At 60.9% G+C, this 15751-nt stretch carries 13 protein-coding genes; 4 read left to right on the top strand and 9 right to left on the bottom strand.

The features are described 5' to 3' along the window. Nucleotides 1–17: 17 nt before the first annotated feature. From LCH65_RS07010 to LCH65_RS07000, 3 genes are all read right to left on the bottom strand, one after another. Nucleotides 18–1274, bottom strand: a complete 1257-nt coding sequence (locus tag LCH65_RS07010; protein ID WP_054080624.1) for a 3-phosphoshikimate 1-carboxyvinyltransferase — start codon at nucleotides 1272–1274, stop codon at nucleotides 18–20. 96 nt (nucleotides 1275–1370) lie between these two features. Continuing rightward, nucleotides 1371–1853: a PAS domain-containing protein gene (locus LCH65_RS07005; RefSeq protein WP_003365711.1), complete on the bottom strand. Its 483-nt coding sequence runs from the start codon at nucleotides 1851–1853 to the stop codon at nucleotides 1371–1373. A 3-nt stretch (nucleotides 1854–1856) separates the two neighbouring features. Then, the gene (locus LCH65_RS07000) at nucleotides 1857–2861 is read right to left on the bottom strand and encodes a response regulator (RefSeq protein WP_003433765.1); all 1005 of its coding nucleotides are present in this window, start codon (nucleotides 2859–2861) and stop codon (nucleotides 1857–1859) included. 265 nt (nucleotides 2862–3126) lie between these two features. Here LCH65_RS07000 and LCH65_RS06995 point away from each other — a divergent pair, with 265 nt between their 5' ends. The 4 genes from LCH65_RS06995 (at nucleotide 3127) to LCH65_RS06980 (ending at nucleotide 6639) form a co-directional block, all read left to right on the top strand. Next, entirely contained in the window at nucleotides 3127–3576 is a 450-nt protein-coding gene (locus LCH65_RS06995) for a DUF2384 domain-containing protein (RefSeq protein ID WP_003408523.1), read from the top strand. After that, entirely contained in the window at nucleotides 3573–4034 is a 462-nt protein-coding gene (locus LCH65_RS06990; protein ID WP_054080623.1) for an RES family NAD+ phosphorylase, read from the top strand. Before LCH65_RS06995 ends, LCH65_RS06990 begins: the two co-directional genes overlap by 4 nt. A 303-nt stretch (nucleotides 4035–4337) precedes the next feature. After that, nucleotides 4338–6374, top strand: a complete 2037-nt coding sequence (locus LCH65_RS06985) for an S-type pyocin domain-containing protein (protein ID WP_226439265.1) — start codon at nucleotides 4338–4340, stop codon at nucleotides 6372–6374. A gap of 1 nt (nucleotide 6375) precedes the next feature. Next, nucleotides 6376–6639, top strand: a complete 264-nt coding sequence (locus LCH65_RS06980) for a hypothetical protein (RefSeq protein WP_003433769.1) — start codon at nucleotides 6376–6378, stop codon at nucleotides 6637–6639. 98 nt (nucleotides 6640–6737) lie between these two features. Here LCH65_RS06980 and LCH65_RS06975 read toward each other — a convergent pair whose 3' ends face one another. The 6 genes from LCH65_RS06975 to bcsZ are packed head-to-tail and all read right to left on the bottom strand — an operon-like array spanning nucleotide 6738 to nucleotide 15750. Then, nucleotides 6738–7889 carry a cell division protein FtsQ gene (locus tag LCH65_RS06975; protein WP_054080621.1) on the bottom strand — a complete coding sequence of 384 codons (1152 nt, stop codon included), beginning with the start codon at nucleotides 7887–7889 and terminating at the stop codon, nucleotides 6738–6740. An 11-nt stretch (nucleotides 7890–7900) separates the two neighbouring features. Continuing rightward, nucleotides 7901–9316 carry an MBOAT family protein gene (locus LCH65_RS06970; RefSeq protein ID WP_226439264.1) on the bottom strand — a complete coding sequence of 472 codons (1416 nt, stop codon included), beginning with the start codon at nucleotides 9314–9316 and terminating at the stop codon, nucleotides 7901–7903. A gap of 18 nt (nucleotides 9317–9334) precedes the next feature. Further along, the gene (locus LCH65_RS06965) at nucleotides 9335–10009 is read right to left on the bottom strand and encodes an alginate O-acetyltransferase AlgF (protein ID WP_096105107.1); all 675 of its coding nucleotides are present in this window, start codon (nucleotides 10007–10009) and stop codon (nucleotides 9335–9337) included. Further along, nucleotides 10006–10671, bottom strand: coding sequence for an SGNH/GDSL hydrolase family protein (locus LCH65_RS06960; protein WP_003433776.1), 666 nt, complete (start codon nucleotides 10669–10671; stop codon nucleotides 10006–10008). Before LCH65_RS06960 ends, LCH65_RS06965 begins: the two co-directional genes overlap by 4 nt. 16 nt (nucleotides 10672–10687) lie before the next feature. After that, nucleotides 10688–14563 (bottom strand): cellulose biosynthesis protein BcsC, encoded by a 3876-nt coding sequence (locus LCH65_RS06955; protein ID WP_226439263.1) that lies wholly within the window; start codon nucleotides 14561–14563, stop codon nucleotides 10688–10690. Beyond that, nucleotides 14539–15750: a cellulose synthase complex periplasmic endoglucanase BcsZ gene (gene bcsZ, locus LCH65_RS06950; RefSeq protein ID WP_226439262.1), complete on the bottom strand. Its 1212-nt coding sequence runs from the start codon at nucleotides 15748–15750 to the stop codon at nucleotides 14539–14541. The genes LCH65_RS06955 and bcsZ overlap by 25 nt, the downstream gene beginning before the upstream one ends. Between the last annotated feature and the right edge of the window lies 1 nt (nucleotide 15751).

Here is a 15751-nt window from a genome sequence, read left to right as displayed (position 1 = left end):
GGCCGCTGCGCCCGCGGTCAGCGCTGGACGGTGACGCCCAATGAGGCCAGCGCATCCCAGTAGCCCGGGTAGGTCTTGCCGACGCAATCAGGGTCGAGAATGCGGATGCCGGCGATCTTCAGGCCCGCCAGCGCAAAGCACATGGCGATACGATGGTCGGAGTGGGTGTCGATCAAGGCATCGACCGTAGTGCCTGCCAGCGCCGGGTTGGCGTTGACGATCAGATCGTCACCCTCCTCGACCGCCAGGCCGGGTGCGATGGCGCACAGGCCGTGGGACAGTGCCGAGATGCGGTCGCACTCCTTGACCCGCAGGTTGGCGATACCGACAAAGCGCACCGGCTGACGATTGAAGGCGGCCAGTACGGCCAGCGTCGGAATCGCGTCCTGCATCTGCGAGCCGTCGATCACGGCCGGCATGTTCGGGAAGCTGGCGATGATCTGGCTGGCCAGCGCATCGGGTTGCGTGAACGCGTCGCTGGCCACGCCCAGGTCGATAGCGCCTTCGGTCAGGGCCTGCGCAGCCCACAGGTAAGTGGCCGCCGAGGCATCCGGCTCGATGTGGAAATCCGTAGCGCGATAACCGGTAGCCGAGACTTTCCAGGCGGCGTCGCCGATGGCCTGAACCTCGGCACCGAACGCGTGCATGGCCGCTAGCGTGAGGTCGAGGTAACCACGCGCGCCGATCTCGCTGCCTGTCAGTGCAACTTCCACAGGCCCCTTGCCACAGGCACCGGCCATCAGCAATGCCGACACGTACTGGCTGGACAGGTTGCCGTCGATTTCGATACGACCGGCCTCAAGACCGCCCTTGCCCTTGATCGCCACCGGCGGGCAACCGCTGGGTGCGCTGACTTCCACGCCCATGCGCTGCAAGGCATCGACCAGCGGCCCGATAGGACGCTTGCGCATGTATTCGTCGCCATCCACCACGAAGTCGCCTTCGAAGTTGGCCAGTGCCGCGGTCAGAAAGCGTGTCGCAGTCCCGGCGTTGCCGAGGAACAGCGCCTGCTGCGGCGCCTGCCAATGCCCGCTGCTGGTGACCACGAAGGTGCTGTCATCCGGCTCGTCGACCTGCACGCCCATCAGACGCAGGGCTTCGGACATCACGCGCGTGTCGTCACTCTTCAGCGCGCCGGTCAGGCGGCTGGTGCCTTTGGCCAGCCCGGCCAGCAACAATGCGCGGTTGGTGATCGACTTGGAGCCCGGCGGGCTGACACGCCCGACCAGCGGGCGCTCGACAGGCAAAACAGTGAGGGTGGCTTGAGGTCGCATGATGTCCCTGAGCGTCAGCGGAAAAATCGCGATCCTAGCACGAGCGGGATCAAGCCCGCAGTGCCGGTTTCATTCATCGCCAAGCCCGGGCGCGGCTCAGCTTTTCGCTGAGCCCGACAGTTGCTGCAGCTTGTTGTTGGCCGCCAGCAACTGATTGCGGTTGGCCGCGACGTCGGTGACGTCATAGATCACCAGACACACATGGCTGATCGCCCCGGTGGTCGAGCGCAGCGGGAACAGGGTGGTGTTCTGATACATGAACTCCTCCTGCCCGGTGATCGGCTGATAATTCTTGAAACGCACCAGATACGGCCGCTGCTCCCAGATGGTGAACGCCGGCGTGCCGAGGGTCACGACGTTATCGATTTTCTTACTGAACCACTTCGCGTTGACCTCCGGAAAAATCTCGAAAAAGGTCTTGTCGACTGCCACGTAGGGCACCACACCCGAGCGGTTTTCCATGAAGGTATTCCAGACCGTCACGCGGTAGTTCAGGTCCAGCACCACGATGCCTACGTCAATGTTCTGCGTAACGGCCAGCAACCAATGAAGCTCGTTGATTTCAATAGCGTTGCTCATGGGTCAGCTCATCATGTAGGCAAGTTTTTTGGTAAGCAGCTCGACCGAATCTTCGGTGAACAGCATCAGCAGATCGAAATGCAGATTGTGGCCTTCCACGCTGTAACTGATTTCGACCGCCAGGGTCTTTTTCCAGCGCTGTTGATTGATGCGGATAAGCTCGTCGATGCCGCCCTGTGCCCCCAGCAACTGGGGATGGCCCTGCGAAAAGGCAATGTCGATCTGTTCGGCAATGCCGCTCAGGCAGGCGCCGATCAGGATCGTGGACAGATCGAGCAGCATCTCCATGTCGGAACTGTCGGAGTGATCGCCGCCCATCAGTTGCGAGATTCCGGAGATTTCCGAATCATGAAAAATCAGCAGCGCTTCACCAGAGATACCGCCACCGATGTAGCCCTGACACACCGCGGTCAGACGCTGGTCGCTGTGAGCGTCGGCCAGCGCCATGTGCAACTCGCCAACTTCAAGCATGTTGACGTTGGGCACCGGCAGTTGCACGAACACGCCCAGCACCTTGGCCAACAACGCCGCTGCACGGCCCATGGCGACGTTGATGGTTTCGCGGAAGGCATCCTGAAAGCTGATCACCCCGCCCTTGTTGTTGAGGGCCGGCAGTGCAACCGGTGACGCGGCAGGCTTGCCCAGCAGGCCAAGGCGCTCCAGTGTGCTTTTGAGTTCGTCCGGGTCGGCGGGTTTTTTCAAAAACGCCAGCGCGCCCAGCTCCATGACCCGACGAACGGCCTCGTCCTGCACGTCGCCCGACACCACAATCACCTTGGCGTCGAGGTTTTCGGCACGAATCGCCGTCAGCGTCTGGTAACCGTCCATCACCGGCATGGTCAGGTCGAGCAGGACCACCTGGCCCTGACCTTTACGAATCGCTTCCAGGCCTTCCTGCCCCTGGGTGGCCAGCGTGACCGACACATCCCAGTCTTCAGGTAGCGCGCGCAACAGCTGCTTTCGCGCCATGTTCGAGTCATCGCATATCAATAGCGCAAGCGTGGACATCGTGTGGTTCTCACTGCAGGAAAATCAGGCTGACCACGGCGGACAGCACATATTCGTTAGACGGCACCATCGGAAGCGACTGACATCGAGCCTATAACGCGAGATCAGCAACATTCAAACTAAACCTATAGCCTAAGTCGGTGATTTTTGAAGTTTCTGTAGTTTTATTCGCAATTAGTTGCTGCGAATCACTATCACGACGTCTGAAACGTGCCTATTATCAATTGATAGATTCAATTGCAATCACTCGATAGACAGGTGTGCCATGTCTTTGCCCATAAGCGACTACCATCCGGCCCTGCCCCGGCAGGACGATTTCTGGCAACACCTGGGTATCCCCGCACGAGGCGCGCGGCTGTACTCGGCGCTGCATGACGGCTTGCCGTATGAAGTCTTCGAACGTCTGGCGCATTACACCGACCTGAACCGATCGACCCTGGCCGAGCATCTGGGCATCGCGCCGGCAACCTTGCAGCGACGCCTGAAGGTGCGCCGCTTCAACGCCGAAGAAAGCGATCGGCTGTTCCGCCTGGCAGCGGTGTACAAGGCGGCACTGGACCTGTTCGAAAACGACGCCGAAGCGACTCGCCTCTGGCTGGCCAACCCGGTCTACGGGCTGGGCAATCGCAGGCCACTGGAAATGCTCGCGACCTCGGCAGAGGCTCAGGCAGTGCTCGACCTGATCGGCCGCCTGGAACACGGGGTCGTGGCGTGATAGCGGTCTATCGACTGGTCAAGCGCAAATGGCTGGCACAGGCATTCGATGGCGAGGGCGCCAAGCTCTACGGCGGACGCTGGAACAGCAAGGGCAACGCCTGCGTGTACTGCGCGGGCAGCGAGTCACTGGCGCTGCTGGAAGTGCTGGTGCACCTGAACAACGCCACTGTGGCTCAACACTACACGATGCTTGAACTGCAGATTGCCGAGGAGCACGTCCTCAATGCGCGCCCGGACACCCTGCCCCACGACTGGCGTGAAGAACCCGCGCCACCGGCAACCGCCTCGTTCGGCGACGACTGGCTGGCCTCCGCTCAGAGCCTGGCACTGGCAGTGCCCAGCGTGATCATCCCGCGCGAGTCCAACTACCTGCTCAACGTCCAGCACCCAGAGTTCAGGGCGGTAGTGGCAACGGCCAAAGAACTGGAGTTTGTGGTCGATCCGCGTTTGGGGTGAACTGGCTGAACGGTTAGCTCGGTTATGGGGGGCTCTTGCTGTCCCATGGGTTCAAAGCAACGTACGCCGCGACCAATGCATTCAGCACCAGAAGTAACGCCTTAACACTGCGATGGATTACAAAACCGGCAACACTACGTGCGGCCGCTGACCAGTCTTACACCAGCATGCGTTTCAATTGCGTGCCTGAAAGCCTGAACAAAAAAACAACTACCTATACCTATGTACCGCACTTCGTGACTATTAATACTAGCTAATATCAAGGAGATATTATTCGGCGATTTAAACCTTAAGGATAAGCACATGCCGCAAAACGTCATTACTCTTCCACCCACAATCGTAACACCTGGCCAGCCGTTGCCCAGGCCATTAGGCCCGCTATCGGGAGCCGGAGTAATCGCCAGACCGCTGCGATGGGACGGCAGTATTCCTGCAAACCATGAGATGGATGCATTCTTCAGTAAAAGGGGTATAAGAAACGAGCAGTACACGATATCCATTATCGTGACGGCCTCTTCAACACAGCAAAATATCCATCAGTCTTACATAGACTTTTTGCCCCTCCTTCCGGCTGACGTTGACGCGGAAATTTCTGCCGGTGTAGGAGATTACCCCTTCTCTGAGTTAGAAAAGTCTACGATTGAAAAAAACGTGGTGGACAGCCTGATTTCACAGCGCGCTGCTGAGTTAGCCAAAAGCAAAGAAGGCGCTCATGCTTTCTTTGGCAGGCATGCATTGGCGGTAGATATTAAAAAAAACGCTGTGGATTTTTTAAATATCTTTCAAACAAGAAGAGACCTGGGCTCTCCCCTTGACGTTTATAAAAGCTGGGAAGCCTCAGTTACAGCAGCCTACAGAGCAAAAATTCTTGAAGAGAAAATCAGGATTCTCACAGAGAGGTCTGTATCACTGAGCCATACTATTGCTGCAGCGCGGGCCAGGGAGGACGCACGTATCGCGGCAGAAACCGAGTCGACGAGGCTTGCCGTTGAAGCTGCAGAGCACGCTCGACTTGCTGCCGAAACCGCTGAACAAGCCCGAGTTGCAGCGGAGGCTGAAGCCAAGCGAGTAGCGGATGAGCAGGCTCTTCTTGCTGCCGAAGCAGAAGCTCGCCGAGTAGCTGCCGAAGCGGCTGAACAAGCTCGTATGGAGGCAGAGACGCAGGCCCAGCGTGACGCTGACGAGCACGCGCGCGTAACGGCAGAAGCTCAAGCGCTAGAAGCGGGCAAGACGCTCAGGCTCCCGGAAGCTGGTACACCGCAGTTGGGTGCAGTTGCAGGAGTCATTTCCGTTACGGCAGGATCCGGTCTCTTTCTGGACGCTACCATTCAAGCCGCTATCGAAATATTAACGGCTCTCGCAGGCACGGCTGTCAGCTCTACCACAGCCGTAGGCATCGGCACGTTGCTGTACTCCCCTTCGCTTGGCAATGGAGAGTTACCGGAAAGAATGCTGGACCTTCCGGCCAGAGTTCTGATGCCTGATCTGTCCGACGCCTTGAATGACGTGGCGGCAACGGGTGGAACGGTCGATATGCCCTATAGAATTTACGGCGATCAGTCGAAGTATTCAGTCGTGGCAACACAAGCCGAAGGCGGATTTTCTCCCAAGGTGCCTGTGAGGGCTCTGATACTGGACCCAGTGGCCAACGCCTACACCTTTAACACTTCGGACACCCCGCCCATCACCTTGACGTTTCCAATCGCAGCACCTGGAAACAGCTCAACGACGACGGTGGCGCAACCAGTCGAAACTCCGGCGTACGCTGGAATTACACTGGAGCCTATCGAGGTGAAGGCCGAACCTTTACCCGGCACCAGTCAGATGGACATTCGGGATGCCATTTATGTTTACCCGCTAAATTCGGGTCTGCCTCCGGTCTATGTGGTGTTCAACAGCCCCTATGAAGGGGCAACAACCAAAGGAGAGCATAGCGGTCGAATGTACGATCCTGAAAAAGCGGGCGGCCCCACCCAGAACCTCGACTGGACAACCGCCTCAGTCACTCAGGACGGCATTGATCTCGTTAAGCTGCACACAAGCCGATTCGGCTCATCAGATGCAAATACTATAATGATCAATCGTCTGGAAAAAATTTTGCGTGGCGAGTTAGCCGTGACGGATACTGATAAAAGATTTTACACCCACGAGCTCAGGGAATTAGAACGTTACAGGGCACTGGGGGTGGCTGATGGCGTGCAAGGTAACGTATGGAATAACGCTCATACGGCAGCCCTTGAGGATTATAGAATTAACGAAAATCGTGATTTTCTTTACACCGAAGCGGCTCTATCGGCTGGAGACAAACAAGATCATGCAGACGCATTGAGAGGCCAATAAAATGACCAATATCAAAGACATTATCATTAATGAAACCGTGGCAGATGTATTGGCAGTCTTTGCTCTAAATTTGTCCCAACCACGAATAGACAGACTCTACACCGCTTATAAATTTGAGGCTCTCCAGTCCGGTGAGCTCTGGGGCACTTATACCAGACTTTTTCGTGAAGGCATTCTGGCTTTAGATGAAAAAGGTCGCACGGCTAAAGGCCCCCACTGGAAGGAACCCGCTTTCATCGCTGAGAAAAAATATACTGTTGAATAAACACCACCCTGCCTAAAGAGCGCCCGGCTTCGGCCGGGTGTTCTTCCATCTAAAGTTCGATATTCGTAACAGCAGCTCTAACAGGGTATGCCCGACGTTTATTTTACAGGTATATCTAACTTTTCGATCGCCACATAAGGCGTCTGCAGATCCCGTTCGGGGATTTCCCATATGAGCAGTTTGGGCGGCGTCTGGCGGAAGGCCGGGTTGTCGAAGTAGACGTTGGCAGCGCCCGAGAACTCGCCGCCGTCCCTGGCGAAGTTGCCAATCGGGGCGCCGAGTTCGCGCTGTAGAAACCCGACAAAACCCGAATTACGCGAGAACGACGTGCCGATCAGCGCGACGTTGGGCAGGTTACTGTCGCCGAACAGGTCGTCCAGGTTGTCGCTGCCAGTCGCTGATTCGCTGGCAAGCTCGGTGATCTGCGTGGCGGCTACGCTTTGCGGCGCAGGTTGTAATGACGACGGCAACCAGTCGAGTCCGGCGAGGCGCACCAGATCGCCGGGGCGTTCGGCAATGGGTAACGTCTGAATCTGGAATTGACGCTGCGGAGTGGCCTGAATGCCGGCTTTTTGCACTTGCAAGCCGATGGCTCTGGCGGCGCTGTTGGCGCCACTCTCGCTCCAGTGCGTATCAGTACGCAGGTAAGCTGTTTCGCCCAGCGGTTGAAGGGTTGCGGTCAGGTCCAGAGCATCGACGCCAGCCGCTTGCAAATCATGCGTCCATTGCTCGACACGCGCCTGCAATACGTCAGGCCGGTAGAGACCGCACAATCGGGTTGCGGCAATGCGGCTTTTGTCCGGCACCACGGCGACCAACAATTCGATACCGCGTTTTTTGAGGCTGCGCTGCACAGCGATCACCGCCTGGACTTTGCGCTGCGCATTGGCCTGCGCGTCGCGGTTGAGCCTGAACTCATCGGTCAGGAACAACCAACCCGGACACCCCTGGCGCACACGCGGGCCGGTGTCGTGGAGCAGCAGCCAGCTCGCACCGCGCTCGATATTGGCCGCATGCTGGCTCAGAAAGCTCCCGGACAGTTGTTTCGCCAGTTGGTGAGTCACTTCGCCGTGCAGCGCTGCGTCGAGGGTCAGCGGCCTGGGTAGCAGCTCGACCTTGCCGCTGACCAGCAACATGCCCGAGGCCAGCAAGCCAACGCCGAGGAACAGCGCCAGGGTAATGCCCGCCACACCACAGGTGCGCACGGCCAGTTCACTGGGTGGAGGCGGTACAGGAGACGGAGTAGTCATGGGCACCGGCCTCAGAACTGGAAGTACAGAAACGGAACCGTTTCGCGGCTGGCAATCAGCGCGAACGACAGCAGAAATCCGGCCACCGGCCACAGCGCGGTGCCATAGACGAATAGCGTCCGGTTGCCGAAACGCTGCTCACAGCGAGCCTGCAGCAACGGCGCGAGCACGCAGGCCACGCCCAACAAGGCGGCCATGCCGTGTGCCGGGCGCAGGGTCACGGCCAGCGCATCGCCCAGGCCCAGGCCGTGCAGGCCGAACTGCCCGGCATACATGTTCATCGCGGTGGCAAAGTCCGGGGCGCGAAACAGCGTCCACGCCAGGCATACAAACAGCAACGTCAGCAGGTGCGCCAGCGGCCTTGGAACAGCAGGCAGACTCGAGCGCGACCAAGCGCGATCGACGCACAACGCCACACCATGCGCCGCGCCCCAGAGCAGGTAATTCCAGCTGTCACCGCCGTGCCACAGACCGGCGATAGCCATGGTCAGGAACAGGTTGCGGTAGGTGTTCCAGACGCCGTGCCGATTACCGCCCAGCGCGATGTACAGGTAGTCGCGCAGCCAACTGGACAGCGACAGGTGCCAGCGTCGCCAGAAGTCCTGAATACTGCGGGCCAGATAAGGCCGGTTGAAGTTTTCCGGAAAGTGAAAGCCGAGCATCAGTCCCAGGCCGATGGCCATGGCGCTGTAACCGGCGAAATCGAAGAACAGTTGCAGCGAATACGCCAGGCAGCCAAGCCACGCATCGATCAGCGACGGGGCCGGCAGGTGAAAGGCCACATCGACCAGCGGCGACAGGGTATCGGCCACCAGCACCTTCATGCTCATGCCGATCATGAAGCGCCGCGCGCCCAAGGCGAAGTTCTGCCGGGTGAAGTAACGCTGCACCAGTTCACGGCGCACCCAGTCGTAGCGAATGATCGGCCCCGCAATGGAGTGGCCGAACATCGAAATGTAGGTCGCGTAATTGATGAAGCTGCGCTCGACCGGCACGGTATGCCGGTGTACGTCCACCAGATAGGAAATCGCCTGCAGGACGATGAACGACAGCCCGGCCGGCAGCGCCACACGCTGCCAATCGAGCGGCATCGCGCCATACCAGGTGATCAGCGCATTCCAGGTGCCGACGACGATATTGGCGTACTTGTACCAACACAGCACGGCGGTGTTGAACACGATCAACGCCACCAACAGCCGCATTCGCCCTTTCGAGCCTTGCCGCGCCCGGTCGATCAGCAGACCGCCGATCCAGGCCACCACGGTCAGCAGCATGTGCAGCGCCAGAAACAACGGGCTCAGCCAGCCGTAGAACAACCAGCTGCCGATCAACAGCACGACATTGCGCCACGCCGCAGGGCTCGCCGTGTAGGCCAGCAGAAAAGCGGGCAGGAACACCATCAGAAACTCGAGCGAGGCAAATACCATGACGACGAAAGAGCCTGATCAGTTGGACAATGTGTCCGTGGCCGACAACAGACGCGGGCCTGTGGCGGACGGCACCAGCAGCACGCTGTAGCGCTCGCCGGCCCTGAGCTCGCCCAGGTCCAGCGGCGCGCCGACAGTGGCGTTGGCGCAGACCAGTTGCACGGAAAGGCTGACCGGGTTGATCGAACGGCGTTGCAGGGTGCCCGTGGCAACCGACTTGAACAGGTCGGCGCTGCGACCGGCAGGACGCAGGCTCGCCTCACTGCACCCGGCATCCAGGCTGAAGAACGCCAGCGAGGCTTTCAAACCGTTGAAGTCATCGGGCTGTTCACGGACAGTCACCGGCTGGAGGCTACCGTCGGACTGTGCGGTGAGTACGACGGTGGCGAACTCGCCGGGCTCGACGCTGACGTCCATCGGCAGTTTTTTGTCGCCGCTGACCAGTGTGCCCTTTATCGAACTGCTGGCCTGCACCGGGAAAAACAGTGAAACCGGTTTTGCGCTGTCCAGTTGCAACGGCGCCTGGCCTTCACGAGCGATCACTTGCAGCGGCGCGGTGGCCGCATTGACGAAGCGAATGAACGCCGAATCCTGCGCAGGGCCGGTGGGATACAGGGCGATGTCGGCCGCCTGCGCTTGCATGCCCAGCAATACGGCAACCGCACTGGCGGCGATCAGGCGCAAGGCGATCATTGCCTGGCTCCTGCTGCGCTGACACTGCTGACCGGTAGTTTGCCCAGTGCATCACCGATCGCAGTGCCCCAGGATTTGTAACCGGCCACGGTAAAGTGCTGGCCGTCGGTGGTGATCCACTGGCCTGGCTTGGAAAAGCTCAGCGAGTCGATGTAGGTGCAGGGTGCCACGTTGCTGGCCAGGAACTGCGACATCAACTGGGTCCGTGCGTCGTTCTTCTGGTACATGCCGCCCGCCTTGCCCCACGCCGGGCCGACCCATGCGCATTTGGTGCCGGTGGCGGCAATGGCCTTGGTCAGGCCGGTTACGCTCTGCCACGCCCAGGCTTTGGGAAACGAAGGCTTGTCATACGAAGCCATGGTGTCACCGATCACGATGACCACCAGGTCGGGCTTGTCGGCAGCGATCAGTTCGCCAATCGGCGTAGTAGTCGCGTCACGGCCCTTGATGACGATCTTGCCGTTGCCTTTCTGTTCGGCACCGCAATCGACCTTCTTGCTGATCAGCCAGTCACCGGCACTGGCCCCGCAGGCGCCAATCGAATGCACGATCGCACCCTGACGGGTCAGGTTGTCATGCAGCGGCTCCATCAGGTGGTCGGCCAGACTCATGTGGCTTTCTCCCAGGACCAGAAGGGTCATACCGGCAAGAACGGAAGGCATCGAATTTCTCCAGAAATCAGTTGGAATAAGGTGAACGGTAAGGGCTGACCGGCAGCTCCATGGGGCCAGTCATGTCCTCGAACATGTAGCGCAGGTAAAGCGCTCCGCTGAACTGGCGATAGTCGCGGGCATTGTCCAGGCCCAGGTTGGCGCCCAGGAACAGGCTGGAATCGAGCTTGTATTCACCCGCCGCGCTCAGGTTGTAGCCCACACCGGTCTTGCTCTGCCCTGAGTAACGCTGGCCGGAAGCGGCTTGCAGAGTGCTGTCGTCGGGGAAGAATGCGGCGCCATCCTGCTTGAAGTGCTGCACGCCGACCGAACTCTTGACCTGATAGCTGAAGCGCTCGGTGCGCTGCGCCCACATCACCGGCACGCCGATGGCGTAGAAGTTCTGCGGACTGAAATAGCCACCATGACCGTAAGTGAAGTAACTCTGGTCGTTGGCGTAACTCATGCCCATCAGACTCAGGCCCGCGGTCAGCTTGCTGTCCTCGGCATTGCGCAAGTACCAGTAGACACCACCACCGACTTCGCCACGGGTGTTGGATTTGACGTTGGTGCCGACCAGCTTGTGCCAGGAACCGTAGCCATAGCCGCCAATGGTCTGATCGTCATAGCTGATCTGCCCGCGGCCGCCGTTGGCGGTCACGCCGCCCCAGGACAGACCGCTGCGCTCGTCGGTGGAACCGGCAAACGAAGTCACGCTGTCTGTCACCGGACGCCGTGACACGTTGAGGCCGTAACGCAGATCAGGGTTATTGCCCAACGGCCGGTCGACGCTCACGCCGCCTGCGACCGTGCTGTATTTGAAACCCACGGGGGTGGTGCCGATATCAGCCTTGAGGCCCTCTTCGGGGCGTTCGAAGGCGACCGCCAGACCGACGCCCTTGTCGCTCTGCGAACCTGCTGCGCCGGCCGTTCCACCGCCAAAACGAGCGCCCGCATCGGATTTCACACTGCCGGCATTCAGCGACACTGGCGTGACGCGCACGGCCACGCGGTTATCGCCGGCCGGCACGTTGATCTCCAGCGGCGTCTCGACCACAGTGAGCTTGCTCAGGCCGGACTCGCTGTTATTGCTGCGCACGGCGAGGCCCTGACTGACGAAGCCGCTGCGCTGTTCGAGAATACGATTGAGCGCCTGCTGTGCGCTGCTGGCCTGATCGCGGTCGCCAGCAGCCAGAAACGGATTGCCACGCACGCTTTGCGCACGTCCGGCTGACAACGGTTGCTGCGCAGCGCTCTGGCCGGGGTAGGCCGTTTCACGCGTGGCCGGCAAGCCCGTCGCCGCCCCGCCGCTGAGCGACACCTGTGCCGGTGCCGGGATGGCAGACGCTGCGGCCAGGCTGCGTGAACCGCCCGCCGCGAACGGATTGGACGACGTCACACCCGACCCGCCCTGGGTAGCCATCAGACGCTGTTTTTCGCTTTGTTCGATGGCCACAGCCTTGCGCAGCAACTCGGTGGCCGCGCCGGTCTGGCCCATGCTCTGGTAGATGCGCGCGGCCTCGGTGAGGGTCTGCGGGTCGTTGCGCTGCAACGCGCGGAACTGGCTCAAGGCCTTTTCGGCAAAGGCATAATCATGAGCCTTCACGGCCGCGTCAGCAGCCCCCAGGAGTACTTGCGGATCGTTGGGCTTACGCTGCAACAACGGCTTGTAGAGTTCGAAGGCCTTGGCGCTGTCACCGTTGGCGGTGTACATCCGGGCGAAGGCCGACACCGCCTGAATGTCGTCCGGACGCTGGGCCAGGGCCGGGGCCAACGTGTCATACGCGCCAGCCAGATCGCCGCCCTCACGCAGCAAATCGGCCTGACGAATGCGGTAGCGATACAGCAAGTCATCGAAGCGTTTACGGGTCTGCACGCCCATGGGCTGGCCCTGCACAGTGCGCAGGATCGCATTGACCTGCACGTCATCCTCCGCCGCGAGCAACAAGCTGGCGTATTGCAGCAGCAGATCAGGTGACTGCACAGGTGCCTGAGCGATGGCTGCGCGGGCCATTTCCCGGCCACGCTCCGGCTCGCCGGCGTCGATGTAGGCACTGGCCAGCGTGAGCTGACGCTCCGGGCTGCCGCTGGCGACCGGTTGCAGGCGATCGAGCAGCGCCAGCGCTTCCTGACGCTGACCGCGCCGGGCGATACCGATGGCCAGGTTGATCTGCACGGTCATGTTGACTTCGTCGGCAAGCGCCTTCATGTCCGGGGTGCGCTGGTCGACAGGAATGCGCGCAAAGGTAGCCTGCGCGTCCTGCCACTGGCCCATTTCCACCGACAGCAACGCACTGGTGTAGAGCGCGTCGATATCGTTGAGCCGAGACCTGAGCAACTCGTCGATCAGCACGCGGGCCTTGGGCGCCTCGTCAGTCTTGAGGTACAGACGCGCCAGGTCGAAACGCGTCCAGACACTGTCTGGATCATTTTTTACTGCATCCTTCAGGGCCGCCTGAGCGGCACGCAGATCGCCACGTTGCTCGGCCAGCCGTGCCGTCTGCGTGGCACGCAAGGCCTTGAAGCGACCGCTTTCGCCCAGCGCTGCCTGTTCGGCAGGCGACAGGGTATCGAGCAGGCGCAGCGCTTCATCGGCCTGGCCGCTTTGCGCCAATACGTTGATCAGCCCGCGCACGGCTTGCGGATTGCCGCGCTGGGTCGCCAGCACTTGACGATAGCCCGCCTGGGCCGCGTCGAGTTGACCGGCCTGGGCCTGCAAATCGGCCTGAGTCAAACGTACATCGATGCTGCTGGGGTTCTGCCGCTGCACCTGAGCCAGCAACTCTTGAGCCTTGCCGGTCTGCCCCTTGGCCTGCAGGTCGCGGGCCTGTTGCAAGGATGTCCAGAGCTGAACACTCTCGAGGGCGCTTTTCCAGCGTGTGCCACCAGGCTGGCGAGTCGCGCGGGTCAGCAACTGCTCCGCTTCGGCCAGTCGATTCTGTTGCTGGCGGACCACGCCCAGCCCACCCAGCGCATCGGCATCGTCGGCCTTGATTTTCAGACGCGCGGCAAATGCTTGTTCAGCAGCGGCATGATCATTTTGCTCCAGCGCCTTCAGCCCACGCGCCACCAGCGGATCCTGCTGCCAGCCTGAGGCGCCGCCAGCGGCGTGCTGCTGACGTCCCTTGTTGAGTTGATCACGAATGTCCTGATCATCGGGATGGACCTTGAGGAACGCCTCGAACAGCGGCACTTGCGCCGCCGTAGGCGGACCGATCCAGACCAGCGCCATGCGCCAGCTCTGATCGGCGTCCCCGGCGATGTCCGTGTGCGTACTCAGGCGCGCCAGCGCAGCGATCCCTTCGGCCCGGGTGTCTTCGCGGCGGGCCAGATGCTTGGCGAAAAACAACGCCAGAATCGAGTCGTCCGGATTCTGCCGGATCAGGCGTTCGAAGCCTTTGCGCGCTTCAGGCCAGTCCGCGCTGTTGAACCCCAGGTTGGTGTAGTACTCGCGCCCGATCGTGCCCTCGGGCAAACGGCCGTTGAACAGTTGGCGAAAGACCCCGGTCGCCTTGTCGCGCTCACCGGCATCGGCGAGGCGTCGGGCCTCATCCAGCAAGGCCTGATTCTGCGGCTGACCGAGGGCGATGTCCTGCTCCAGTTGCACCGACTGCCACGGCACTGGCGACAGGGCCTGCAGACGAGCCAGGTAAGTCTGCGCCTGCTGCGGCTTGTTCTGTTTGACGCCGATCAGCCCCATGCCATACAACGCGTCGATCTGATTGGGGTCGATCTGCAGCACCTTCTGCCAGACCTCGGCAGCCCGCACCGGGTTCGAGCGAGCCTGCCAGTATTGGCCCTGCTCGATCAACTGCGCCTCGGCGGTGGCGGCCTGAGCCTGAGAAACGCTGGCTGCGATCGCGGCAACCAACCCGATGACTAACGTGTGGCGGCGCGCGGGCATGACGTCTCCCAGGATAATTTGAGGGTTCCGTCTTCACGGAACTGATAGCGTTTTTCGACCCAGCCCAAGGCAAACAGGCTGAGCATGAGGTTGTAATAGGCCGGTTCAGTGCGGTCTTTCGGGTCACGGGCCAGCGCCTGGCTGACCCCGGCTTCGACCCTGCGCTGTTGCTGCTCGGCCAGCCAGGTCTGACCCTTGGCGTGGAAGTACGGCAATAGCGCAGCCGAATAACCGAAAGGCCCCTGCCCCTCGCGTGTACCGCTGACCACCTGGACCTTTTCCGGCGGCGTACCGCTCGAGGCAGTGCTGCTCGACATCCCGTCGAGACGGGCCAGCAGGCGTGCTGCCAACGGATCGGACGCAGGTGTCATGCCCGCCCAGAGGTAAACGCGAATCGCGTCATAGCTGCCCAGTTCGCCTGTGCTCGGATCGACCACGAACAGACCGCTTTTCGGGGAGGTCCCGCGGTAGCCAACCCAATCGGCGATAAAGCCCTTGGGGCTCGATGCGTCGATCAGCTTCGCGGTGTTGTCGGCAATTTCCTTCCATGGCCCGCCGGGTGCTTCTTTCGCCAGGCGCCGTAGCAGCGGAATGGGCAGGTAGCTGGCGTTCAAGCGCCATAGATGGTCGGGCTGCGCGAAACCTTCGGGGCCGGGCAGGAGCATTTTGCCGAGCCCCGGCAGATTGACCACCAGCCGCGACTCCACGTTCTTGAGCAAGGCCAGCGCATCGTCTCGATAGGCCGGGTGCTGCCAGACGCGCGCCGCTTCGAGCAGCGCGTAGACGATCCACAGGTCGGCATCGGACGCGGAGTTGGCGTCCTGAAGCGTCCAGTTGCCATCCTCGCCCTGCCCCCACAACCAGCCCGGCAGACGCGTTTTGACATCAGCCCCCATCATGTTCGCGGCGGTCCACGTCCACAGCGCGTCGAAGCGCGCGCGGTCATTGGCCACCAGCGCAAAGAGCATGCCGTAGGACTGACCTTCGGAGGTGCTGTGGTTGACCTTCAGGCTCGACTCCAGCATTCGGCCGTCGGCCTGCACATAGCGCGTGGCATAGTCCTGCCAGAACGGCCAGGCCACAGCATCGCACGCGCTGTTCGCCAGCACCGGCGTCAGGGTCGCCGACGCCAGCAGGCCGACCAGCCAGCCCGAGGCGCGGCGCAGTTTCAGTGCACGGAGCGGCATG

The sequence above is a fragment of the Pseudomonas sp. MWU16-30316 genome (genome assembly GCF_020515645.1).
GTDB classification, from domain to species: Bacteria; Pseudomonadota; Gammaproteobacteria; order Pseudomonadales; family Pseudomonadaceae; genus Aquipseudomonas; species Aquipseudomonas cerasi.
The sequence above is the reverse complement of the archived record's forward strand: the minus strand, read 5'-3'. Positions and strand labels throughout refer to the sequence as shown.

Bases quoted from the DNA above. Each gene is read 5' to 3' on its own strand.
- LCH65_RS07010 (WP_054080624.1), bottom strand. From the start codon at position 1,274: ATGCGACCTCAAGCCACCCTCACTGTTTTGCCTGTCGAGCGCCCGCTG.
- LCH65_RS07005 (WP_003365711.1), bottom strand. From the start codon at position 1,853: ATGAGCAACGCTATTGAAATCAACGAGCTTCATTGGTTGCTGGCCGTT.
- LCH65_RS07000 (WP_003433765.1), bottom strand. From the start codon at position 2,861: ATGTCCACGCTTGCGCTATTGATATGCGATGACTCGAACATGGCGCGA.
- LCH65_RS06995 (WP_003408523.1), top strand. From the start codon at position 3,127: ATGTCTTTGCCCATAAGCGACTACCATCCGGCCCTGCCCCGGCAGGAC.
- LCH65_RS06985 (WP_226439265.1), top strand. From the start codon at position 4,338: ATGCCGCAAAACGTCATTACTCTTCCACCCACAATCGTAACACCTGGC.
- LCH65_RS06980 (WP_003433769.1), top strand. From the start codon at position 6,376: ATGACCAATATCAAAGACATTATCATTAATGAAACCGTGGCAGATGTA.
- LCH65_RS06975 (WP_054080621.1), bottom strand. From the start codon at position 7,889: ATGACTACTCCGTCTCCTGTACCGCCTCCACCCAGTGAACTGGCCGTG.
- LCH65_RS06970 (WP_226439264.1), bottom strand. From the start codon at position 9,316: ATGGTATTTGCCTCGCTCGAGTTTCTGATGGTGTTCCTGCCCGCTTTT.
- LCH65_RS06965 (WP_096105107.1), bottom strand. From the start codon at position 10,009: ATGATCGCCTTGCGCCTGATCGCCGCCAGTGCGGTTGCCGTATTGCTG.
- LCH65_RS06960 (WP_003433776.1), bottom strand. From the start codon at position 10,671: ATGCCTTCCGTTCTTGCCGGTATGACCCTTCTGGTCCTGGGAGAAAGC.
- LCH65_RS06955 (WP_226439263.1), bottom strand. From the start codon at position 14,563: ATGCCCGCGCGCCGCCACACGTTAGTCATCGGGTTGGTTGCCGCGATC.
- bcsZ (WP_226439262.1), bottom strand. From the start codon at position 15,750: ATGCCGCTCCGTGCACTGAAACTGCGCCGCGCCTCGGGCTGGCTGGTC.